Annotated in this window: 22 protein-coding genes; 5 read left to right on the forward strand and 17 right to left on the reverse strand. The window is 33.3% G+C overall.

From position 1 onward, the window contains the following. Positions 1–254: 254 nt before the first annotated feature. Positions 255–2,189, forward strand: coding sequence for a tetratricopeptide repeat protein (locus Q0770_RS05520; protein ID WP_299114859.1), 1,935 nt, complete (start codon positions 255–257; stop codon positions 2,187–2,189). 56 nt (positions 2,190–2,245) lie between these two features. After that, positions 2,246–4,030, forward strand: a complete 1,785-nt coding sequence (locus tag Q0770_RS05525) for a tetratricopeptide repeat protein (RefSeq protein ID WP_299114861.1) — start codon at positions 2,246–2,248, stop codon at positions 4,028–4,030. Positions 4,031–4,452: 422 nt separating this feature from the next. Here the strand turns inward: Q0770_RS05525 and rimO are convergent, their stop codons facing one another. Beyond that, positions 4,453–5,757 (reverse strand): 30S ribosomal protein S12 methylthiotransferase RimO, encoded by a 1,305-nt coding sequence (gene rimO / locus Q0770_RS05530; RefSeq protein WP_299114863.1) that lies wholly within the window; start codon positions 5,755–5,757, stop codon positions 4,453–4,455. A gap of 122 nt (positions 5,758–5,879) precedes the next feature. Between rimO and Q0770_RS05535 the strand changes: the two genes are divergently transcribed. Continuing rightward, positions 5,880–6,965: a serine hydrolase gene (locus tag Q0770_RS05535; protein WP_299114865.1), complete on the forward strand. Its 1,086-nt coding sequence runs from the start codon at positions 5,880–5,882 to the stop codon at positions 6,963–6,965. On the opposite strand, the gene Q0770_RS05540 is transcribed toward Q0770_RS05535, so the two are convergent. The 10 genes from Q0770_RS05540 to Q0770_RS05585 form a co-directional block, all read right to left on the reverse strand. Further along, positions 6,962–8,623, reverse strand: a complete 1,662-nt coding sequence (locus Q0770_RS05540) for an amidase family protein (RefSeq protein ID WP_299114867.1) — start codon at positions 8,621–8,623, stop codon at positions 6,962–6,964. The two genes, Q0770_RS05535 and Q0770_RS05540, sit on opposite strands and share 4 nt — an antisense overlap. A gap of 48 nt (positions 8,624–8,671) precedes the next feature. Further along, positions 8,672–9,100 (reverse strand): SRPBCC domain-containing protein, encoded by a 429-nt coding sequence (locus Q0770_RS05545; RefSeq protein ID WP_299114868.1) that lies wholly within the window; start codon positions 9,098–9,100, stop codon positions 8,672–8,674. 3 nt (positions 9,101–9,103) lie between these two features. After that, complete coding sequence (gene ftsY / locus Q0770_RS05550) at positions 9,104–10,078, reverse strand: signal recognition particle-docking protein FtsY (protein ID WP_299114870.1); 975 nt, start codon at positions 10,076–10,078, stop codon at positions 9,104–9,106. 252 nt (positions 10,079–10,330) lie between these two features. Further along, positions 10,331–10,483 (reverse strand): DUF4295 domain-containing protein, encoded by a 153-nt coding sequence (locus Q0770_RS05555; protein ID WP_087491600.1) that lies wholly within the window; start codon positions 10,481–10,483, stop codon positions 10,331–10,333. Between the two features lie 18 nt (positions 10,484–10,501). Next, the gene (rpmG, locus tag Q0770_RS05560) at positions 10,502–10,684 is read right to left on the reverse strand and encodes a 50S ribosomal protein L33 (protein WP_008271040.1); all 183 of its coding nucleotides are present in this window, start codon (positions 10,682–10,684) and stop codon (positions 10,502–10,504) included. 26 nt (positions 10,685–10,710) lie between these two features. Continuing rightward, a complete protein-coding gene (gene rpmB / locus Q0770_RS05565) occupies positions 10,711–10,947 on the reverse strand; it encodes a 50S ribosomal protein L28 (protein WP_087491601.1) in 237 nt (78 codons plus the stop codon). An 80-nt stretch (positions 10,948–11,027) separates the two neighbouring features. Next, entirely contained in the window at positions 11,028–12,275 is a 1,248-nt protein-coding gene (locus Q0770_RS05570; RefSeq protein ID WP_299114873.1) for a competence/damage-inducible protein A, read from the reverse strand. Positions 12,276–12,277: 2 nt separating this feature from the next. Beyond that, the gene (locus Q0770_RS05575) at positions 12,278–12,619 is read right to left on the reverse strand and encodes an Hpt domain-containing protein (protein ID WP_299114875.1); all 342 of its coding nucleotides are present in this window, start codon (positions 12,617–12,619) and stop codon (positions 12,278–12,280) included. A gap of 91 nt (positions 12,620–12,710) precedes the next feature. Further along, on the reverse strand, positions 12,711–13,322 hold the full coding sequence (locus tag Q0770_RS05580; protein WP_299114877.1) for a fumarylacetoacetate hydrolase family protein: 612 nt from the start codon (positions 13,320–13,322) through the stop codon (positions 12,711–12,713). A 1-nt stretch (position 13,323) separates the two neighbouring features. After that, a complete protein-coding gene (locus Q0770_RS05585) occupies positions 13,324–14,100 on the reverse strand; it encodes a 3'-5' exonuclease (RefSeq protein ID WP_299114879.1) in 777 nt (258 codons plus the stop codon). A gap of 124 nt (positions 14,101–14,224) precedes the next feature. Between Q0770_RS05585 and Q0770_RS05590 the strand changes: the two genes are divergently transcribed. Then, positions 14,225–15,313 carry a hypothetical protein gene (locus Q0770_RS05590; RefSeq protein WP_299114881.1) on the forward strand — a complete coding sequence of 363 codons (1,089 nt, stop codon included), beginning with the start codon at positions 14,225–14,227 and terminating at the stop codon, positions 15,311–15,313. A gap of 139 nt (positions 15,314–15,452) precedes the next feature. On the opposite strand, the gene Q0770_RS05595 is transcribed toward Q0770_RS05590, so the two are convergent. Together Q0770_RS05595 and Q0770_RS05600 are read right to left on the reverse strand one after the other, a co-directional pair. Further along, positions 15,453–16,148 (reverse strand): LytTR family DNA-binding domain-containing protein, encoded by a 696-nt coding sequence (locus Q0770_RS05595; RefSeq protein WP_299114883.1) that lies wholly within the window; start codon positions 16,146–16,148, stop codon positions 15,453–15,455. Next, positions 16,145–16,963, reverse strand: coding sequence for a sensor histidine kinase (locus Q0770_RS05600; protein ID WP_299114885.1), 819 nt, complete (start codon positions 16,961–16,963; stop codon positions 16,145–16,147). Before Q0770_RS05600 ends, Q0770_RS05595 begins: the two co-directional genes overlap by 4 nt. Before the next feature lie 224 nt (positions 16,964–17,187). Here Q0770_RS05600 and Q0770_RS05605 point away from each other — a divergent pair, with 224 nt between their 5' ends. Continuing rightward, positions 17,188–18,360 (forward strand): metallophosphoesterase, encoded by a 1,173-nt coding sequence (locus Q0770_RS05605; protein ID WP_299114887.1) that lies wholly within the window; start codon positions 17,188–17,190, stop codon positions 18,358–18,360. Positions 18,361–18,419: 59 nt separating this feature from the next. Here Q0770_RS05605 and Q0770_RS05610 read toward each other — a convergent pair whose 3' ends face one another. From Q0770_RS05610 to recR, 4 genes are all read right to left on the reverse strand, one after another. Next, the gene (locus Q0770_RS05610) at positions 18,420–19,730 is read right to left on the reverse strand and encodes a dihydrolipoamide acetyltransferase family protein (protein WP_299114889.1); all 1,311 of its coding nucleotides are present in this window, start codon (positions 19,728–19,730) and stop codon (positions 18,420–18,422) included. Between the two features lie 118 nt (positions 19,731–19,848). After that, positions 19,849–20,469, reverse strand: coding sequence for an HAD family hydrolase (locus Q0770_RS05615; protein ID WP_299114891.1), 621 nt, complete (start codon positions 20,467–20,469; stop codon positions 19,849–19,851). Continuing rightward, positions 20,462–21,040: a phosphoribosyltransferase gene (locus tag Q0770_RS05620; protein ID WP_299114893.1), complete on the reverse strand. Its 579-nt coding sequence runs from the start codon at positions 21,038–21,040 to the stop codon at positions 20,462–20,464. The genes Q0770_RS05615 and Q0770_RS05620 overlap by 8 nt, the downstream gene beginning before the upstream one ends. Before the next feature lie 9 nt (positions 21,041–21,049). Beyond that, positions 21,050–21,667 (reverse strand): recombination mediator RecR, encoded by a 618-nt coding sequence (recR, locus tag Q0770_RS05625; RefSeq protein ID WP_299114895.1) that lies wholly within the window; start codon positions 21,665–21,667, stop codon positions 21,050–21,052. Between the last annotated feature and the right edge of the window lie 52 nt (positions 21,668–21,719).

The raw sequence follows: 21,719 nt of genomic DNA on the forward strand, positions 1-21,719 counted from the left end.
ATATTAAAAGTGTATAGTTTTTCACTCTTTTCCAGTTTTGTTGAGAGCTAATATAGTTCGAAAATTAATTGAAAACTGAAAAAAAAGTAATGTCCACCTTTTGTCCACTGCAAAAAATTAATGATTGTCAAAAAAATATTGACCTTTAATTAAGGTGGACAAAGGAAAATCAAATAATTTAATAGACTGATAATCAATATTTTAAAATATATTAAAGATAAACACTAACTTAACTAACCTAACAACCAGACCGTATGAGTATCGTAAAATCACTTTTAAATGTCCTCTCTGCAAAAAATGAGAAGTTTTTTCAGACAATGGTGGACAAATTTGGTAGAGGTTTAATTTTAGGGTTCATCGTTCTATCTTCTATAAGCTATAGTCAGAATAAAAAATTATCTGATAGTCTTAACAGAATATATAATAACCTTGAAGATGGCATACCAAAAGTTAAAACCTTAGAAGAGCTTTTTTACGCTAACGTTTATAATAACCCTAAAGAAGGTGAGAAATATGCTAGGCAAAGTCGAATCTTAACTAAAAAATTAGATAATAACGAAGGATACGGTGTTGCTATTTATCATATAGGTGTGAGCAAACAATTACAAACCCAATTAGATTCAGCTCTTTTATATTATGATGAAGCTTCTAAATTCTTTAAGAGATTCAACGACCTTCCACATTATGCATCCACAATAAGTGCTATAGCAGATATTGAACGTAGAAAAGGTAATTATAAAAAAGCTATAAAATATACTAAAGAGGCTTATATCATACAAAAAAATGCTAATGATCAACTTAGGTATGGTATCGGTGTTGGTGATTTAGCCTCTATCTACAGCGACATGGGTAACAAAAAACTAGCTATAGAAAAATCCATAGAAGCCTTAAAGATTCTAGATACAGTAAAACAAGAACCTTGGCGCAAAACAGATTTACTGAGACAGATTGGAAGAATAGAACTAAGTCGACAAAACTTTGAGGAATCTTTGGAGTATCTCAACAAAGCCCTAAAAGTATACCAAGACACAAATGATAATATTTGGAGTGCTTACACACTAACCGACATTGGAAATAATTATTTAGACTCAAAAAAGTATGATGAAGCAGAAAACACCTACATAAAATCACTTAAGATTGCAGAAGAATATGATTTACTTGATACCAAAGCTAATCTATATAATAACCTTGGAGTTATAAACTACGAAAAAGGAAACTTTAGTAAAGCTAGGCAACAAATTAATGATGCAATGGCTTACAACAAAAGTAAAAATCTAACAAGCAGTGTTTTAGACAATTTAATAGCTCTTAGTCGCATAGAACTAAAGACTAAAAATTATAATACTCTAAATTCTTTAATACAAAAAGGCTTTGAATTATCTGACTCCATTAAGCAAATGGACTTAAAAAAAGAATTCCACTTTTTTAAATCCAAATTACATGAGGGGCAGGGCCAATATAAAGAAGCTTTAAACCAAAACAACCTGTATATTAAAATTAGTGATAGTCTACTCAAAATAAACAATGCCAAACAAATAGATGAAATAAAAATAAGCTTTGAAACCGAGCAAAAGGAGAAAGAGTTAATCATCAAAGAAAAAGAAATAACATTACTAGAAGAACGAAAACAAAAAGCTGAAAATCAGCGCTTGTTTTTTATTATTACTGCTGGGGGAATTCTACTCTTTGCTTTGTCTGTAATTTATGGATTGAGGCAAAAAATGAAACGCAATAAAACTGAAAGAGAAAAGCTTGATATCGATTTAGAGTTTAAAGAAAAACAGTTAACCACACACGCACTTCATCTAGCTCATAAGAACGAAGTACTATTAGACTTAAAAGACCAGTTAAAAGTTATAAAGTCAGAGAGTAATAACTCTAGAGGGTTTCAAAATATCATCAATAATATCAACCTAGATATCAATAACGATAATAACTGGGAACAGTTTAAATCCTATTTTGAAGATGTTCACAAGGGCTTTAATACCAAAATAATTAGAAATTATCCAGAAGTAAGCAATAACGATTTAAGACTCATGTCACTCTTAAAGATGAATTTATCGAGTAAAGAAATAGCCAATATCTTAAATATATCTACCGAAGGCGTAAAAAAAGCACGCTACAGATTGCGGAAAAAACTAAACCTATCTACAGAAGAATCTCTTCAAGAATTGGTACTAGCTATGTAAAAGCACTTTGCTAAATAATATACTCCTTATTTAAATGAAACTAAAAACTAGAACAAATGTGTATAACCAAAACCATCTTTAATATATCAACGCCTATTATAAAGTCTATCAGTTTTACGGTATTAATTCTGGCAATTACCTCTTCAAACTTGAATAGCCAAAACAAGAAAAGAGTTGATAGCTTACTAACTGTTTTAGAGCAACAAAAAGACACAGTAAAAATCAACACATATACACAGTTGTTTATAGAACATATTAATGTAGACCCAGAGATTGCTAAAACATATTTAGATGCTGAAATGGAACTCGCAGAAGCTATAAAAAACAAAGAGTTTATAGCTCGAACAAAGATTAATTACGGCGTATATCTCTTCAACATATCAAAGTTTGAAGAATCAATAAAGGTGCTTGAGCAATTACTCATAGATTTTGATGAGTTAGATAATAGTTATTACAAAACTGTAGTCCTTGTTAACAAAGGTAATGCCCTAAGAGAACTCGGGTATTTTGAAAAAGCTCTCGAAGACCATATAGAGTCTTTAAAAATAAAAGAAGAGATTAATGCAGATAAGGAAAGTATAGCTATTAGTTATTGGAATATTGGAAACCTTCAAGACGACGTGGGCAGAACAGAAGATGCTATTGCGTATTACAAAAAATCAAAAACCCTTTTTAAAGAACTTAATTCAGAATCAGATACCATAATACTAAATATTATGATTGCTGAAGACCTATCAAAAATCAAAAAAACACAAGATGCAATTCCGCTTTATAAAGACGCAGTTAACTTTTTTAAAAAACATAATGCTAAGCAAGATTTAGCAAAAATTTATAGTTATTTGGGCACTAGCTACATTGAATACGACAGCCTTGACGTATCACTAGATTATTTTCAAAAAGGTCTAGCTATAAACAAGGAATATTCTGAAGAAGCTTATATAGGTTTAGACTTAAGACAGATAGGTAAAATCTACTTAGAAAAGAATCAACCAAAAAAGGCAATACCATATTTTACTGAATCATTAGAAATTTCTAAAAAACTAAACCTAAAAGGCGAGATTTCTAAAAATTATGAATCCTTAGCAAAAGCAAAAGCGTCAGTTAACAATTATAAAGAAGCATACACCAACCTCCTTGAATACAAAACCATAAGCGAAGAGATACTCAATGCAGAGAATGTGGAACGTATGAATGAACTCGAAGTAAAATATAAAACCGAGAAAAAAGAAAAAGACTTACTACTAAAAGAAAACGAAATTCAACTTTTAGAAGAGCGTAAACAAAAAGCCGAAAGCCAACGTTTATTCTTTATAATTACTGCTTTATGTATTCTTGCATTTGCCATTGCGGTAATTTACGGATTAAAACAAAAAATGAAGCGTAACAAAATAGAACGCGAAAAGTTAGATAGTGATTTAGAATTCAAAGAAAAACAACTAACTACTCATGCGCTTCATCTAGCACACAAAAATGAAGTACTACTAGACTTAAAAGAGCAGTTAAAGTCTATAAAGTCTGAAAGTAATAACTCTAGAGGATTTCAGAACATTATCAATAACATTAATCTTGATATTAATAACGATAATAATTGGGAACAGTTTAAATCTTACTTCGAAGACGTACATAAAGATTTTAATACCAAAATAATGAGTACCTATCCCGAAGTTAGTAACAATGATCTTAGGCTTATGTCACTCTTAAAGATGAACCTATCGAGTAAAGAAATAGCCAATATCCTTAATATTTCTACAGAAGGTGTGAAAAAAGCGCGTTATAGGCTTCGGAAAAAGCTAAACCTGTCTACTGAAGAGTCATTACAAGAATTAGTTATATCTATGTAAGTCAAATACTTACCTGTTTATGTCCACTATTTGTCCGACATTATAATGGTAAGAGTCCACCTATTGTCCTCACAATATATTTTAGTGTAGTTCATCAATACTATAAGTTTACCATGTCATAAAAATGACAACCAGTTTTGTGGTGTCTTGCGCTGGATATGGCTGCAGACTTCCAGATGCAAGTCGCTACAAAAACTAATGTTTAACCATAAAACGCAAACATTATGAATTTCTCTAAAAACAAATCAAGACGTGCTAAACGCTCAAAAGAAAGATTAGCCTTTACAATTTTTCTGATTCTTTCAGCTGTATTTATATTTTTTTAAAAAGCTAAGCAATAAACACAAGCAAAACTATGGGACTACTAATCTTATATAAAATATACTGTCTATTAATAAAAGGTAAGAGAAAGCCTGCCTTTGTTATGAAATAACCTCTCCATATAAATCAAAGTCTTCGGCTTCTGTGACTTTAATAGTTGCAAATTCTCCTGTTTTAAGATAGGTTTTAGTTGCATCGATTAAAACTTCGTTATCTACATCTGGAGAATCAAATTCGGTACGGCCTACAAAGTAATTACCCTCTTTGCGGTCTATAACCACTTTAAACTCCTGCCCTATTTTTTGCTGATTTAACTCCCATGATATTTGAGATTGAATTTCCATTATCTCATTAGCACGTTGCATTTTCACCTCTTCAGGGACATCATCCTCAAGATTATAGGCATGCGTGTTCTCTTCATGAGAATAGGTAAAGCAACCCAAGCGTTCAAAACGCATGTCTTTAACCCATTGTTTCAAGGTTTGAAAATCGTCTTCAGTTTCGCCAGGATAACCAACAATCAAAGTTGTTCTTATCGTCATTTCTGGAACTTTGGTTCTAAATTCCTTAAGTAACTTCGTCGTTTTCTCTTTAGTAGTTCCACGACGCATACTTTTTAAAATAGAATCTGAAATATGTTGCAATGGAATATCTAAGTAATTACAAATCTTTGGCTCGCGATTCATCACGTCTAAAACGTCCATCGGAAAGCCCGTTGGAAACGCATAATGCAAACGAATCCAATCAATCCCTTCAACTTTTACAAGGTGTTCTAGCAACTCTGCTAAGTTTCGTTTTTTATATAAATCTAAGCCGTAGTAGGTTAAGTCTTGCGCAATAAGAATTAACTCCTTAACGCCATTAGCCGCTAATTTTTCAGCTTCAGTAACCACATCTTCAATTGGTGTACTTTTATGTTTACCTCTCATTAACGGAATAGCACAAAAACTACAAGGACGGTCACAACCTTCAGCAATCTTTAAATAGGCGTAGTTTTTAGGCGTCGTAGTTAGACGCTCACCAATCAATTCGTGCTTATAATCTGCACCAAGAGCCTTTAATAAACCCGGCAATTCAGTAGTCCCAAAATACTGATCTACATTTGGGATCTCCTTTTCTAAATCTGGCTTATAACGCTCACTTAAACACCCTGTCACAAAAACCTTGTCTACATCACCTTCTTCCTTCTTTTGCATATAATGCAAAATCGTATTTACACTTTCTTCTTTGGCATTATTAATAAAGCCGCAAGTATTAATTACAACTACATTACCTTCTTGCTCATGTACCACATCCTTTCCACTGGCCTTTAATTGGCCCATTAACACCTCACTGTCGTAAACATTTTTACTACAACCTAGTGTTACAACATTGATTCTGTTCTTCTTAAGAGTTTTTGTACGCATAGTCTTTAAATCAGCATGCAAAGATACATAATGATTTAGTATATACTATGGCGTAATTTTATAATATGTAGAACGAATTTTAAACCTTTAGTATATTTACATGTCCTAAATAAAACCTATTTATGAAACTTATGCGTATTAACTACTTTGCATTTATTATAATCGCACTATTCTCGTGTAGCACTAATGAGAATATTATTCCTGAAGTACCAATATCTGATAATAGCATATATTTTCCTCCTTTGGATTCTAACACATGGGAAACAATACCTGCAGCTACAGTAGGCTGGAATAACGAGGCTATGCAACCACTTTTAGAATTTCTAGATAATAGCAATACAAAGTCATTTATAATTTTACATAATGGTAAAATCGTTAATGAGTCTTACTTCAATGGAGCCAATGCTTCAACTAATAACCCATGGTTTTCAGCTGGTAAAACATTAACTGCATTTATAACTGGTGTTGCACAAGAAGAAGGTTTTCTGGACATCGATGAGTCATCTTCAACATACTTAGGAAGTCATTGGAGCAGTCTAACTACTGAACAAGAAAATGCTATAACTGTAAAAAATCATATTACAATGACTACAGGCTTAGATTATAATGTTGATTTTGCTTGTACTGATCCCGAATGCTTGACTTTCCTAAATAGTCCTAATGCGTTTTGGTATTATCATAATGCACCATACACCTTAACGCAGTCAATTATATCTGGAGCAATTAACTCTGATTTTGAGTCCTACTTCAATACCAAACTCAGAGATAAAATAGGTATGCAGGGTACATGGATACCTTTTGGATATAATAAATTTTATTTTAGTAATGCTCGTAGCATGGCTAGATTTGGACTATTATGTCTTAACAATGGTACTTGGGATACTACAGAAATTTTGAATGAAGTTTATTTTAATGAAATGACTAGCACATCTCAGAATCTAAATCCTGCTTATGGTTATTTATGGTGGCTAAATGGAAAATCGTCTTACATCTTACCTAGCTCCCCAACTTCATTTAACGGAAAGCTAATACCAAATGCACCTGACGACTTAATCGCAGGTTTGGGTGCTAATGATCAAAAGCTTTATATCGTACCTAGTGAAAAATTAGTAATTATACGAATGGGTGGCAATGGCGACGAGGGTCAATTGGGGCCTTCAGGTTATGACAACTTACTTTGGGAGAAAATATCAGCTTTAATCGATTAATTATAATTACTAGGAGCAATTCTCGCTTTTGAAGCTTGCTCATATACATAGGCCCATTCCAGTATCTGTTTTTCACGTAAACGACCAGAAATAAAGGTTAATCCCATTGGTCTACCAGTATCTTGGTAACCCATAGGAACGGTTAAAGCAGGATATTCTGCTACTGCAGCAAAGCCAGCATGATAATTATTTATAGATAAGAATCCATCAAGGTTTTGAGCTTGCATTGGCTTATCAAAATATTGTCTACCATTTGTCTTCAGAGTATCTTTAATACGTTCTAAAAAAGTAGCATCGCCTTTATCATTAGCAATACCTTTAAACAGATTTTGTCCATAAGGCATAGAGGTTAATGAATCTTTTAAGTTGAATGCCATAAAATCTTCAATAGTTCTCATAGAAATATCCTTATTAGCATAGCCTTCCATATACGCTGGTAAATCTTTCTTCATATCAAGATTAAGCAGTCTTAAAAAATTTGGCAAACCCAATTGTTCTTCTTCAATCTCAACAATAACAGCACCTTTCGCTTTTAAGACATCAAGAGCTTTCACATACAATGAATCTTCTAATAATCGCTTTGGAGCACCGAAACGTTTTCCATTAACAGAAGCCTTTTTTAAATCTTGGTAATAAAATCCAATATCTAAAAGTGCGTCAATAGTCTTTGAGTCTGAAGTATCAGGACCAAAAATAGCATCCAACAAAATGGCATTATCCATCACGGTTTTGGTCATTGGTCCAGCAGTGTCTAATGTTGAAGAAATTGGCACTACTCCAGTACGACTCACTAAGCCAATTGTAGGTTTTAAACCAACAACAGAATTACTACTTGCAGGTGATAATATAGAACCAGACGTCTCACTTCCAATAGCTGCCGCTGCAAAATTTGCAGAAACCGAAACTCCACTTCCAGAACTAGAACCACCAGTATCAATAATTCGTCTTCCGTATGGGTTTAATGTTTGTCCACCAACAGCTGAATAGCCACTAGGACAATCTCCACAAAAGAAATACGCCCATTCGCTAAGATTGGCTTTACCTAAAATTAAGGCGCCTTTAGATTTTAATTGTTTTACTAAAAAAGCGTCTCCTGTTTTATTATTTAATAAGGCTGTTGCACCAGCTGTCGTTACCATACCATCAGCATTTACATTATCTTTTAAAAGAATTGGCATACCATGAATTGGGTGAATGTCGTCATAATCATCAACTTCATCTAACATATATGCGTCCTTAAGTACATTTGGATTGATAGAAATTACTGAATTAAGAGATAAGTTATTTTCTCTGTCAAATTTCCTGATACGATATAAATAGAATTTAGTGAGTTCCTGATAATTAAACTTGCCTCCTGAAATATGCTTTTGCAAAGTTGAAATATTAGCTTCTAAAATAAGTGGCTTCAATCTGTTATAGTCTGCTTCTTTAAAATCTTCCATTTGAGGGTTTATAGTTGACCATATTTGAGCTTTTGTAATGACCTTAGAATCTAAAATTTTAAATTCTCTAAAATCCTTAGTAGAAATAGCACTTAAATCATCTTCTTCAACAACGGTTTCTGATTCGCTAATTGGAGGTCTTGCCTCTTCAGACTTAGGATTGTCTTTACAAGAAAAAATAAATAGTAATAAAAGAAGTGTAATGTATCTAGTCATGATATGCATTTTTTATAAAAGTACGAAATACCATGTTATATAGAAATTTTAGTTACGTTCGCTAAAAGGAATTATAGTCCCTTTTTCAATATAGTTTTTTAACCCATTTAAAAGCATTGCCCAACAAAATGATGAATTTCTAAACTCATGATTATTATGCTGCCAATCTGAATGAGAGAATTTTAAAAGCGTACCATTGTTACTTTTCTCCAACTCAATACCAAAAGTAGTTGGCATCCAATCAGTACTAGCTTCGGTCATTTTTAAAAAGAAAACATCATTTTGCTTTACTTTTGAAACCTTGGCGTACCAATCATATTCATCTGTAAAGTTTAAATTATATACTGCATCTAATTCTGGTTTTCCTGAAGATTTTAAGGTCCACCAATTATCTAAATGTTTCGGTAAAGAAAACGCATCAAAGACCTTCTCTTTTGATGCGTTAATATATAAATCGAAAAGTATTCTATTTTCCATAATCTATTTAAAAAACGAATCCACAAACTCATATTTATTAAAGACTTGTAGGTCTTCAATACCTTCTCCTACCCCAATATATTTTACTGGGATTTGAAATTGGTCACTAATACCAATTACAACACCACCTTTTGCAGTACCATCTAGTTTGGTAACCGCAAGTGAAGTCACTTCTGTGGCAGCTGTAAACTGCTTGGCTTGCTCAAAAGCATTTTGCCCAGTTGAACCATCTAAAACTAACAATACATCATGAGGTGCATCTCCAACCACTTTTTGCATCACACGTTTAACTTTAGTTAGCTCATTCATTAAGTTAACCTTATTATGCAAACGTCCTGCTGTATCTATAATAATAACATCTGCATCTTGCTTAACACCAGATTCAAGAGCATCAAAAGCCACAGAAGCAGGATCGCTACCCATTTCTTGTCGTATCATAGGTATATCTACACGGTCTGCCCAAACTTGTAACTGATCAATAGCCGCAGCTCTAAATGTATCTGCAGCACCAAGAACTACTTTTAAACCTTTCTTCTTAAACTGATATGCCAGTTTACCAATGGTCGTTGTCTTACCAACACCATTAACACCAACTACCATTAACACATAAGGTGTTTTTTGACCATTGTCTTGTTTTGGCAATTCTGGAATTGTATAATCGGTCTCTTCGCCTGAATTAGTTTCTGATAATAAACCAGCTATTTCTTCTCTTAAAATTTGATTAAGTTCTGATGTCCCCAAGTATTTATCTTTAGACACGCGCTCTTCAATACGTTCAATAACTTTAAGCGTGGTATTAACACCAACATCGCTAGTGACTAGGATTTCTTCTAGGTTATCTAATACGTCATCATCGACTTTAGACTTACCTGCAACAGCTTTATTTAGTTTATTAAAAAATGACGATTTAGATTTCTCTAAACCTTTATCTAGGGTTTCCTTTTTTTCTGAGGAGAATATTTTTTTGAAAAAACTCATATTTATGTTTAATCGTTTGTTGTTTAGTTGTTTATTATTGCGTTAGGGATTGAACAACTTGTTTGAGCTCCTCGAAGAGAGCGAGTTGTGAAAGCCCGCAGAGACATTTTTAGTCTCGGAACGCACAAAACATAAATCAACAACCTTGCCTTTTAAATAATACTGCTAAGTTGTCAGACATTGCTCAAATATAGCCATAAAAAAACTGCTTTCATATGAAAGCAGTTCTATAAATATCTTAAGCTTTAGCGGTTATTTTTTCGCTAAAAAGTCTTTAACAAATTCTGGTGCCATTACTGACTCCACAAATGTGTAAGCTCCTGTTTTTGGAGATTTCACCATTTTGATAGCTTTTGTCAAACGCTTTGATCCTGTTTGTAAGGATGCTACTGATTTCTTTGCCATAATTCCTGTGGATTAGTATTATTTAATTTCTTTATGAACAGTCATACGCTTAAGTATTGGATTAAATTTCTTAATCTCCATACGGTCTGGCGTGTTCTTTTTGTTTTTTGTCGTAATATATCTTGAAGTTCCTGGCTGACCAGAAGCTTTATGCTCTGTGCATTCTAAGATAACTTGTATTCTATTTCCTTTTTTTGCCATTGTAAATTGACTTTAGCGTAATGCTATTATTTGTAAAATCCTTTTGCTCTAGCTTCTTTTAATGCTGCAGAGATACCAATTTTATTGATAGTCTTTAATGCAGATGTAGAAACCTTTAATGTTACCCACTTATCTTCCTCAGGAATATAAAAACGCTTCTTCACTAAGTTTGCATCAAACTTGCGTTTTGTCTTATTCATGGCGTGAGATACATTGTTCCCAACCATTGCTTTTTTCCCAGTAAGTTCACAAACTCTTGACATTGTATTCTTCTTTAGGTATTCGTTATTTTTAAACAGGGTGCAAATTTAGTAAAACTTTATGTTTCGGCAAACATAAAGTATTACTTTTTTAAAATTTCTTTTTGCAACATTTCAAAGGCTTTATTGGTTGCCTTTTTTATAGTCTTTTCGCGTTGGTTAGAAAATTTATAAACCTCTGCATAAACATTGTCTTTTGTAGCAATGCCAATCCATACGGTACCAACATCTGCATCTGCATCTCCCTTTGATGGTCCCGCATTACCAGTTGTACTAATAGCGTAATCTGTTTTATATAAGTCTAAGACACCTCTTGCCATAGCTTTGGCCACTTCTTCACTAACAACAGAATGCTTATTTATTAGGTCTTCAGATACTCCAAGAATATCCATCTTAGATTGTGTAATATAAGTCACAACACTGCCCTTAAAGTATTTTGAAGCACCAGCATTTACTGTTATGGCTTGAGCAATACTGCCACCTGTACAACTTTCTGCAACGGCAATTGTTTTTCCTTGATGTGCCAATTGCTTACCGATTAAAGCTTCTAGTGAGGCATCTTCCTCATAACCCACAAATATATCTTCAATTTGAGGCAGCAACAGTTCTATTTGTTTTTGCATTTCTGCTTCAACTAGAGATTTATCCATAGCTTTTGCAGACAAACGGAGACGTACTCTTCCTAAATTCGGCAAATAAGCCAACTTTATAAAATTTGGTAGATTATCTTCAAATGCTTCAATACGATTAGCAATAGCACTTTCTCCCAAACCATAAGTGAGCAATGTTCTATGCTTTATATATGGAAACTTGAATTGTTTTCTCAATTCTGGAATAACCTCATTAGAAATTAACGCTTTCATCTCATAAGGTACACCAGGAACTGAAACAAACACTTTCCCGTTTTTTTCTAACCACATGCCAGGCGCCGTACCAAATCTATTGGTTAAGACTTTAGACTTTGATGGCACTAAGGCTTGTTGTCGATTAATATCTGAAATTGGTGTGTTTATATATTTTGAAAACAGATGCTCTATGTGTTTTAAAACATCATCGTTCTCAACTAAAGTATCATCAAAATATTCGCAGAGTGTGTGCTTGGTAATATCATCTTTTGTTGGTCCTAAACCACCAGTAACAATTATGATGTCTGCATTTTCTTCGGCTTCTTTTAAAGATTTAAGAATATGCGCTTTATCATCTTGAACCGAAGTGATCTGATAAATAGAAACCCCTATTTTATTAAACTCTTTTCCTATAAAAGCAGAATTGGTATCCACAATTTGCCCAATGAGAATTTCATCGCCAATGGTAATAATTTCAGCATTCATAATTATAAACCGAAATCTTGGCGAATTTCATTTACCGTGTTCTCAACAGCAGTAAGTACTATTTGAAGTTGTTCTGAAACATCTTTATCAGTTTGCTCAAACTTACCCCAATCTTGTACCTCGATAAGTTGGTCGTATACGCCAAGTTCAAACAAATCTATTGTAGGTTTCATTTTATGAGCAGCTTGATAAGCTTCATGATAGTCTTTTGCAGGAACCGCAACACGCAAACGTTCTGCATCTTCCGGAACTTCTTCCAAAAATGCTGCTGCTAATGCTGCGACAAAATCTTCGTCACCATCAGCTAATTCTCTTACGCGTTCTAGTTTATAATGTTGTGCCATTACTCGATAATCGAGATTAAATATGATTAAGGTTTACCCTAAAATCAAAGGTTATTATTATATGCCTATCTATAGTTTTTTATAAAAGGACTTATTTTACTTTAATTGAAAACACCTCTTCATCTTCGATGAAGCCTTGCAAACGGTCATTAGCAAAAACTTTGCCAACTCCTGCTGGTGTTCCTGTAAAGATAATATCTCCAATCTTTAAAGTAAAATATTTTGATACATATTCGATGAGTTCATCAACTTTCCAGAGCATCAATTCTGTATTGGCAGCCTGAACTACCTTATCATTTTTCTTTAAACTAAAGTTAATGTTATTGATATCCTGAAACTTAGCCTTAGGCAACCACTTACCAACTACTGCTGCTCCATCAAAAGCTTTTGCTTTTTCCCATGGCAATCCTTTTGCTTTTAGTTGTGCCTGAAGGTCACGTGCTGTGAAATCTACACCCAAACCAATCTCATCATAGTATTTATGAGCAAATTTCTTATCGATGTACTTCCCAACTTTATTGATTTTGACTAAGACTTCTACCTCGTGATGTACATCATCAGAAAAATCCGGAATAAAAAAAGGCTGTTTTTTTAGCAGGATGGACGTATCAGGTTTAAGAAACACAACTGGGTCTGTTGGTTTTTCGTTTTCTAATTCCTCGATATGTGCCGTGTAATTACGACCGATACAAATCAATTTCATATTAACTCAACTTATTATTAAACTGACTTAACTTAATAGCTGTTAGTACCTTCTTTGTATATAGCGGAAAGTCTGCGTTGAGTAACCAGCCAAAATAACCTGGTTCTTGCTCTAAAACATCTAAGACACGTTTGCCTTTGTGCTTACCAAACGAAAAACATTCTTCACCTTCTTTGTTATAGGCAATAAATCCTGCAAAATCTGCAAACTTCTTTCTTGAGCTAAATTCTGCTAGAAAATTGGTATCATTCTCTAACTCACCATAACGGTCTAGTTGAGCTTTTAACACCTCGTAAGTAGCCTTTGTATCGGCTTCTGCACTATGTGCATTATCCAAATTTTTATCGCAATAAAACTTGTATGCCGCTGATAATGTACGTTGTTCCATTTTATGAAAAATGGTTTGTACATCGATAGACTGACGGTTTTTCATATCAAAATCTACATCGGCACGTAACATTTCTTCAGCTAACAACGGAATATCAAAACGGTTAGAATTAAAACCTCCTAAATCTGAATCCTTAATCATGTTATGCACTTCCTTGGCTAGTTCCTTAAATGTTGGTGCATCTGCCACATCGGCATCTGAGATACCATGAACAGCAGTAACCACTGGCGGAATAGGAATGGTAGGGTTTACCTTTTTGGTATAGGTTTCTTCTTTACCATCTGGATACACTTTAAGAATTGAAATCTCTACAATACGGTCTTTGGAAATATTAATACCTGTCGTTTCTAAATCGAAAAAACAAACAGGTTTATTGAGGTTGAGTTGCATATTAGAATTTTAGAATTACAAAGATAATGAGATTGATTGTATTGCAACTTGTCATTATGGAATTTATAATCTAACTTCGTAAAATTGGTTAACCAATTTTTTAAATAAGTCATACCTTTAATTAATGAATCGATTTTATTTATATTTATTAGTATTAGTTGTACTTAGTTGCGCTGAGAGTGATGAACCAACTGAAGTTATATCCACAGATATTTCTGTTACAAGTTCTACGAACTCAATTACATGGACAGATGACACAGGTTTATTACAACAATTAGATAATGCTTTAAGTTATAATTTTGGAGGCGCTCTTGAGAGTGAAACTGAAAAGCAACAAGTCTTTAATCCTGATTCTACAGAGGTCACTGCTAGTATAAAATTTAGCGCTGGTTTTGAAAATGTATACAACGACACCAACCCTTTTAATAATTCTGTAACCATAAGTTTAATAAGAGAAGTGCCTGCTCCGCAAGGTGTAGAATTGAAAGCAGATGGCTCTGGAAACACTTACGAATTAATTACTTCGGTTTTAGCACCAGGTGCAAATCCTATTGAAACCCCAGATTGTAACCACGCATCTTTTGGACGTCATATCGATGAAATTTTTGATAATGACCTAAACACAAACGTGTTTAGATTCTTTATGCATACAACACCAGACGACGACCGCTGTATTAATTTTGACCGCCAGCGTAACGAGATAAAGACCTATGACCAATCACCTGATAATTTAAAAGGTGTACAAAACGAAACGGTAGTTTATAAATGGAAGTTTAAGTTACCTTCTGGATTTCAGTTATCTCCTAATTTTACGCATTTACATCAATTAAAATCTGTAGGTGGTGATTTGGCAAGTATGCCTATGTATACATTAACCGCAAGAAAAAGTAGCCCTGATAGGTTTGAATTGCGCTATGCTGAAACAAATAGCCAAATAACCTTGACTCAAACGCCTATTGCGCCTTTTTTAGATACATGGGTGGAAGTTACAGAAACCATAAGCTATGGTACAAATGGCACTTACGCTATTGAAATAAAAAGTATAAGTGATGGTAGTGTTTTATTAGAATACTCCAACAACTCCATTATTAATTGGCGACCAAATGCCGATTTTGTTAGACCTAAATGGGGTATTTACCGAAGTCTTATTAACTCACAATACTTAAGGGACGAAGAAGTGCTTTTTGCAGATTTTAGTATTATGGAGCTGTAAGACTCCTCTATATAAACTCGCCTCTTTTGAATAACTTGACCTTATAAGTTTTAAAACCTAACTTCGTTTAACAATCGATAAAATCAATTAAAACTGAATTTATCTAAGCATTAAACGAAACTTTTCAAAAAAAATCAGTTTATCCTAATATCTCATTTACATTAGCTTTATAAAGTTTCCCAATTGGTATCTTATGGTCTAGCATGTTAATTCTATTGCCTTCTATACTATCAATATGCTGTTTAGAAACTATAAACGATTTATGCACTTGCAGAAACTTTTGGCTTGGTAATAGTTGCAAAAAGTCTGAAATTTTGGTCCTTACTAAATGACTATCCTCTTTTAAAACCACTTTGCAATAATTACCAGAGGCTTCAATAAAAAGGATATCCTTTACAGAAACCTGAAAATGCTTTTTATCTGCATACAGAAAAATTTGGTCTAGACGTTCTGTAGCTGGTTGCTCATTTGAAACAACAGGCGCTTCACTTTGGTTTACTTTATTTAATGCTTTTAGAAAACGCTCAAAACTAAAAGGCTTTAGTAAATAGTCTACAACATTAAGCTCATAGCCTTCTAATGCATATTCTTGATAAGCTGTAGTTACAATAACTTTGGGTGACGACGTGAGTGTTTTTAAAAACTCAAACCCTTTTAGTTTAGGCATATTAATATCCAGAAAAATTAAATCTATTGTATTAGACCTTAAATATTTCAAAGCTTCTAAGGCATCGTAGCAATCTTTCATTAATTGCATACCTCCAACCTTATCACAATACCCTTTTATGATATTATGAGCCATAGATTCATCATCAACAATAAGATATGTAATCATAAGGTTAGTTTTAATTCTGCTTTATAGATATCATTAGATTTTTCAAATACCAATTGATGTGCTTTAGGGTATACAAGCATTAATCTTCGTTTTAAATTCTGAATACCAATTCCTGGTTTTTCCGGTAATTCAGCATTATCAAAATTATTTTTTACTTCGAAACTAACCTTACCGTTTTTAGCAGTAAGATTCATATGCACATACGCATCACTTGTTAGGTTTTCCACACCGTGCTTAAAGGCATTTTCTACCAATATAATAAATAATAAAGGCATGATTTGATATCCGCTTTTATCAATGTTGGAATTAAACGTAACCTCAACATCCTTATGGTACCGCATTTTATGAAGCTCAATATAATTCTCTAAATATTCTATTTCTTCTTCTAGAGTCACTGTTTTTCTTTCGCCTTCATAAATGCTATAACGCATTAAATCAGATAACTTTAAAATTAGAGCTTTTGCTTTTTCGGTATCAACATCTACCAAACCATAAAGGTTATTCAGCATGTTAAAAAAGAAATGCGGATTTACCTGGCTTTGCAAATGCAGTAATTCGTTTTTCTTGTTTTCATTTTTTAAAGCGAGTACACTTTTTAGCTGTATTAACACCCAAATAACTCCCAGAATAAGAAGAATACAATAGTATATAAGCACAATAATTGCTACAGCCGGATGATAATCTCCAAGAAACAGAACGTTGTCTTTCTGAAGAATAATAACCTCATAAAGAGTAATACCAACGGGAATAGCTATAGTTATTAAAACTATAATCTTTACTAATAGCCAGTTGTTTCGTTTTAGAATAGATAGCATTCTCCAAAATTAGAAGAATCAAATGAATACCTATCAAAAAAGTGATGAACCTTCTCATTTCAGATTTATAATACCACAATAGTGATATAAACTTCAAAAAAAGCCGATTTCATTTATCTGTCACTTAAAACGGAACGCTTGTCACAAAAGTTATAGTACGGTAAGTCTTAAATATACTTTAGCTGCAATCAAAAAACGAACATTAACTATAAAAACAATCAAAAATGAAAACACGAATCTTACGTTACTTAAAACACATCTTTGCTACTTTTTTTGCACTAGCAATTATTGCAATATCTTTTGGACTCTATCATGGCGCAAGTGCAAGTTATGGTCATAACTCCAAACGATTAGACTTTAATGGTGAAGGCCCATATGCCTTTTATAAAAACGACAGTACGCTAAATATCAAGTATATAAGAGGTAATAAAAAAGAGGGCTTCTATCTTGATAAAAAAGAAATGCCTGCAAGTGCATCTATTTCTGCCAATTGTTTTTTCCCTTTAGACTCTACCAGTTTTAATTTTAAAATAGAAACTAACTTTAAAACTCCAAAAACTGTTTATAACGACGGAGAGAAAATATTAGCAATTTCTGATATAGAAAGTGGTTATAAAACGTTTAGAGATTTTTTAATTAATAATGCAGTCATTGACCAAAGTTTAAACTGGACTTTTGGCAAAGGCCATTTAGTATTAGTGGGCGATTTTATGGATAGAGGTTTTTCTACAACTCAACTACTTTGGTTTATTTATAAATTAGAACAAGACGCAAATAAACAAGGAGGTCACGTGCATTTTATTATCGGGAATCACGAGTTGAAAAATATGTATGGAGATTATGAAGCTGCTTCTCTTAAATACACCTTTGTGTCTTCTATAATAGGAAAGACCCAGTCTAACTTATATGATACAAACTCGGTTTTAGGCAGATGGTTATCTAGCAAAAATGTCATCGAATCTATTAATGGCTATCTTTTTGCCCATGGCGGATTGCATCCAGATGTCGCTTCTCTTAATATATCTTTAGAGGATATTAATACACTACTAAGAAACAATTACTATACGGCGCCTTATCCAAAAGCCAATAAACAGAAGATTGATTTATTACTATCATCAAAAACTGGTGTTTGTTGGTATCGCGGATATTTTAAAGATGATTTAACTATTGAGGACGTAAAAAAACCGTTAGATAAATTTAATGCCAAAGTCATTATCGTTGGTCATACTATCCAATCTAAAGTAAAAAGCCATTATAACGGAAGTGTTATTGCTATTGATGTTTCTCATCCTAAAGATTATCACAAAAATTGGCCTCATAAAACATCTGAAGGATTATTTATTGAAAATGGAATGTATCAACGAGTTTTATCAGATGGCACAAAAAAGAGTTTGTAGAATAAAAAAAGCACAGTCCTAAAACTGTGCTTTTTTTATTTATATATAAATCTTCTAATCTATATTTCTCTATCCATATCCCAAGACTCTAAATAGTCTTTTACAGCTTTTACAAACTGTCCGCCAAGTGCGCCATTAACCACACGATGATCGTAAGAATGCGATAAGAACATACGGTAACGAATGCCAATAAAATCACCTTCAGGGGTTTCGATAACTGCAGGTACTTTACGTATAGCGCCTAAAGCCAAAATACCTACTTGGGGTTGATTAATAATTGGTGTCCCCATAATACTCCCAAATGTACCTACATTAGTTACAGTATACGTACCACCTTGAATATCATCTGGATTTAATTTTCCAACTCTTGCGCGGTTGGCTAAATCATTAACTTTTTTGGCCATACCTAAAAGGTTTAACTGGTCTGCATCCTTTATGACTGGTACGATTAAGTTACCATCTGGTAAAGCAGCTGCCATACCCAAATTGATATGCTTCTTTTTTACAATGCTATCGCCTTGCACAGAAATATTCATCATTGGGAAATCGCGCAATGCCTTTGCTACGGCTTCCATAAATATTGGTGTGAATGTTAAGTTTTCACCTTCACGATTTTTAAAACTGTCTTTATGCTTTTTACGCCAGTTCCAAATGTTTGTCACATCGGCTTCTATAAACGACTGTACGTGTGCAGATGTCTGCACAGAATCTACCATATGCTTGGCAACTAATTTGCCCATACGACTCATCTCAACGATTTCGTCATCACCAGATGCTACAATTGGTGCAGCTTTCTTTTCTACAGATTTAGTTGGTGTAGCTGGTGTAGAAACAACTGTTTCTGTCTTTGGAGCTGAACTACGAGACTCTAAATATGCTTTAATATCATTTTTAGTCACACGTCCATCTTTACCTGAGCCAGCAATTGTATCTAATTCTGTTTGAGAGATACCTTCTTGTTTAGCAATATTTTTTACTAATGGCGAATAGAAACGTTCACCAGTGGATTCAATAGGAGCAACTGTTTCTTTAGCAGCAGTTACAGTTTGAGCAACCTCAGCAACTTCTTTTACAGGTTCAGCTTTTGGTGTCTCTGCAGCAGGTGCTTTTACTTCTACCGTATCACCACCTTCTGTTTCGATTACTGCAATAGTTTGTCCGACTTGCACAACATCATCAACATCGAATAATTTTTCGACTAAAACACCGTCAACTTCACTTGGCACTTCACTATCTACCTTATCTGTAGCAATCTCTAAAACTGCTTCATCTGCTTCAATAGTTTCACCAACGTCTTTAAGCCATGAGGTTATTGTTGCCTCAGCAACACTCTCTCCCATTTTAGGTAATTTTAGTTCAAACTTTGCCATATCTCTAATTTGATAGTCGTTATTTGGTAATTGGATGCAAAATTAATAAAAAAACAGATATTTTACTGCTAATACATTAAATATTAATCAAAATTTAGTATTCGTAATCAACATAAAATTACTTTGTTTTTCGCACTTCAAAATTAATCAAATTCTCTTTCAGCCAGTTAGAAAGTTTATGATTTGGATTAATAATTATATTCTTTTTGGCAATTTTAATAATTGGTGCATCATCCATATGGTCAGTAATAAAAACATCTACTGACTCAAAATTATTCTTTTCAAAATAACCTAAAAGGTTTTCTTTTTTTCGTTCGCTAAGGTTTTCATAATCTGTAGTAAATCCATATTCAGGAAAATCTGTTGCCAAGCACACATCAAAACCTTCTGCTTTAGCAATCCAATTGGCATAACAGCTTGGTGCTGCTGTGGCCAATATCTTAACATCGAAAGAAGAGTCTGCAACTTCTTCTATTTTGTTTTTGTGTTTTAATAATTTTGAAACAAAATCTTGATAATCGATATCTTCATTTTTAATAAGCCCTAGAACTTTATACTTTAATCTAGAATGAGATATCATTCGGAATAGCCTCAACTTAATAAAAAACAACAGTATATTAAACTTGAACATTCTGAAGTCATTAAAATAATAACTCAGTAAATACTTAAGAAACTCATGAAACGTATTGGTATTGTATAACGTCCCGTCTAAATCTACAACTAAAACCTTCTTATCCATGGCGTTTGGTTTTATAATCTAATGACCATGGAAAACGAACCAATTGGCTCTTAAAAATAGAATAATCTGGTGCTATTATAGACTCGGAATTTGTCCAAGCTAAAACTGCTGTTTTAATGGAGGTCTCTGGAAATTTATTTGACAATACTTCTACAACCGATTGCATTGTTTGTCCTGAATCTAAAGCATCATCAAGAATAAGAATATTATTTATAGACTTATTTTCAAAAGCACTAAAATCGATTTCAATATTTTGAGTATCGTTTTTATTTGATGCTTTTATCTGTTTTTGATGTTCAGAAATTCTAGCTCTATTTAATATTGAATAGGGTAACAAACTCAATAAATTCTTCATAAAACTACTCTGCTTAAATCCTTTTGTAGATGCTCGCTGAAGTTTTACAGTTCTGTAAATAATATCTTTATCTAAATTTTCTTTTTTGAATTCTTCCAACACATAACCACCTCCATTTAAAATACCTACAACTGCATCTGGCTTATCTTCAAGTTTTGAAAACAGCTCGATACAATACTGCTCGAAAGCCATTTTATGTAATGTTATAACTTTCAAATTGAAACATTATAGTTTTAGAGACGCTTCAAACGGAATACGGTCAATGATACTTCTTCCTAAAGTGACTTCATCTGCATACTCTAACTCATTGCCTGCAGCAATTCCACGTGCAATTGTCGATGTTTTTATATCGTAATCTTGAAGCTGTTTAAAAATATAGAAATTGGTTGTATCCCCTTCCATTGTTGGACTCATAGCAAAAATAAGCTCTGCAACTTCGCCAGTTTTTACCTTATTTACAAGTGCATCAATATTTAAATCTTGAGGTCCAACACCATCCATCGGCGAAATCTTTCCGCCTAGAACATGATACAATCCTTTAAAAGAACCTGTGCTTTCAATAGCCATTACATCACGAATATCTTCTACAACGCAAATCAATTCTTTTTTACGCATAGGGTTTGTGCAGATTTCACAAAGCTCCTTATCACTAATATTATGACAAGACTTACAGAAATTTATTTCTTCTCGCACTTTTTGAAGCGCGTCTGCTAACAAAAAAGATTGCTCTTTTGGTTGACGTAATAAATGTAATACCAAACGTAATGCCGTGCGTTTACCTATACCTGGTAATTGTGACATTTCGTTAACTGCCTTTTCTAAAAGTTTTGAAGAAAATTCCATATTGGCGAAGTTAGCTATTTTTTAAATTTTGGAATGATTGGTATTGGTATTT

The sequence above is a fragment of the uncultured Winogradskyella sp. genome (assembly GCF_947501905.1).
In the GTDB taxonomy this organism is placed as follows: domain Bacteria; phylum Bacteroidota; class Bacteroidia; order Flavobacteriales; family Flavobacteriaceae; genus Winogradskyella.

Coding starts and splice junctions, on each gene's coding strand:
- Q0770_RS05595 (WP_299114883.1), bottom strand. CDS start 16,148: ATGATTACATATCTTATTGTTGATGATGAATCTATGGCTCATAATATC.
- Q0770_RS05570 (WP_299114873.1), bottom strand. CDS start 12,275: ATGAATGCTGAAATTATTACCATTGGCGATGAAATTCTCATTGGGCAA.
- Q0770_RS05580 (WP_299114877.1), bottom strand. CDS start 13,322: ATGAAATTGATTTGTATCGGTCGTAATTACACGGCACATATCGAGGAA.
- Q0770_RS05545 (WP_299114868.1), bottom strand. CDS start 9,100: ATGGAAAATAGAATACTTTTCGATTTATATATTAACGCATCAAAAGAG.
- Q0770_RS05585 (WP_299114879.1), bottom strand. CDS start 14,100: ATGCAACTCAACCTCAATAAACCTGTTTGTTTTTTCGATTTAGAAACG.
- Q0770_RS05540 (WP_299114867.1), bottom strand. CDS start 8,623: ATGACTAGATACATTACACTTCTTTTATTACTATTTATTTTTTCTTGT.
- ftsY (WP_299114870.1), bottom strand. CDS start 10,078: ATGAGTTTTTTCAAAAAAATATTCTCCTCAGAAAAAAAGGAAACCCTA.
- Q0770_RS05525 (WP_299114861.1), top strand. CDS start 2,246: ATGTGTATAACCAAAACCATCTTTAATATATCAACGCCTATTATAAAG.
- Q0770_RS05590 (WP_299114881.1), top strand. CDS start 14,225: ATGAATCGATTTTATTTATATTTATTAGTATTAGTTGTACTTAGTTGC.
- Q0770_RS05535 (WP_299114865.1), top strand. CDS start 5,880: ATGAAACTTATGCGTATTAACTACTTTGCATTTATTATAATCGCACTA.
- Q0770_RS05610 (WP_299114889.1), bottom strand. CDS start 19,730: ATGGCAAAGTTTGAACTAAAATTACCTAAAATGGGAGAGAGTGTTGCT.
- Q0770_RS05605 (WP_299114887.1), top strand. CDS start 17,188: ATGAAAACACGAATCTTACGTTACTTAAAACACATCTTTGCTACTTTT.
- Q0770_RS05575 (WP_299114875.1), bottom strand. CDS start 12,619: ATGGCACAACATTATAAACTAGAACGCGTAAGAGAATTAGCTGATGGT.
- Q0770_RS05600 (WP_299114885.1), bottom strand. CDS start 16,963: ATGCTATCTATTCTAAAACGAAACAACTGGCTATTAGTAAAGATTATA.
- rpmG (WP_008271040.1), bottom strand. CDS start 10,684: ATGGCAAAAAAAGGAAATAGAATACAAGTTATCTTAGAATGCACAGAG.
- Q0770_RS05615 (WP_299114891.1), bottom strand. CDS start 20,469: ATGGATAAGAAGGTTTTAGTTGTAGATTTAGACGGGACGTTATACAAT.
- recR (WP_299114895.1), bottom strand. CDS start 21,667: ATGGAATTTTCTTCAAAACTTTTAGAAAAGGCAGTTAACGAAATGTCA.
- rpmB (WP_087491601.1), bottom strand. CDS start 10,947: ATGTCAAGAGTTTGTGAACTTACTGGGAAAAAAGCAATGGTTGGGAAC.
- Q0770_RS05555 (WP_087491600.1), bottom strand. CDS start 10,483: ATGGCAAAGAAATCAGTAGCATCCTTACAAACAGGATCAAAGCGTTTG.
- Q0770_RS05520 (WP_299114859.1), top strand. CDS start 255: ATGAGTATCGTAAAATCACTTTTAAATGTCCTCTCTGCAAAAAATGAG.
- rimO (WP_299114863.1), bottom strand. CDS start 5,757: ATGCGTACAAAAACTCTTAAGAAGAACAGAATCAATGTTGTAACACTA.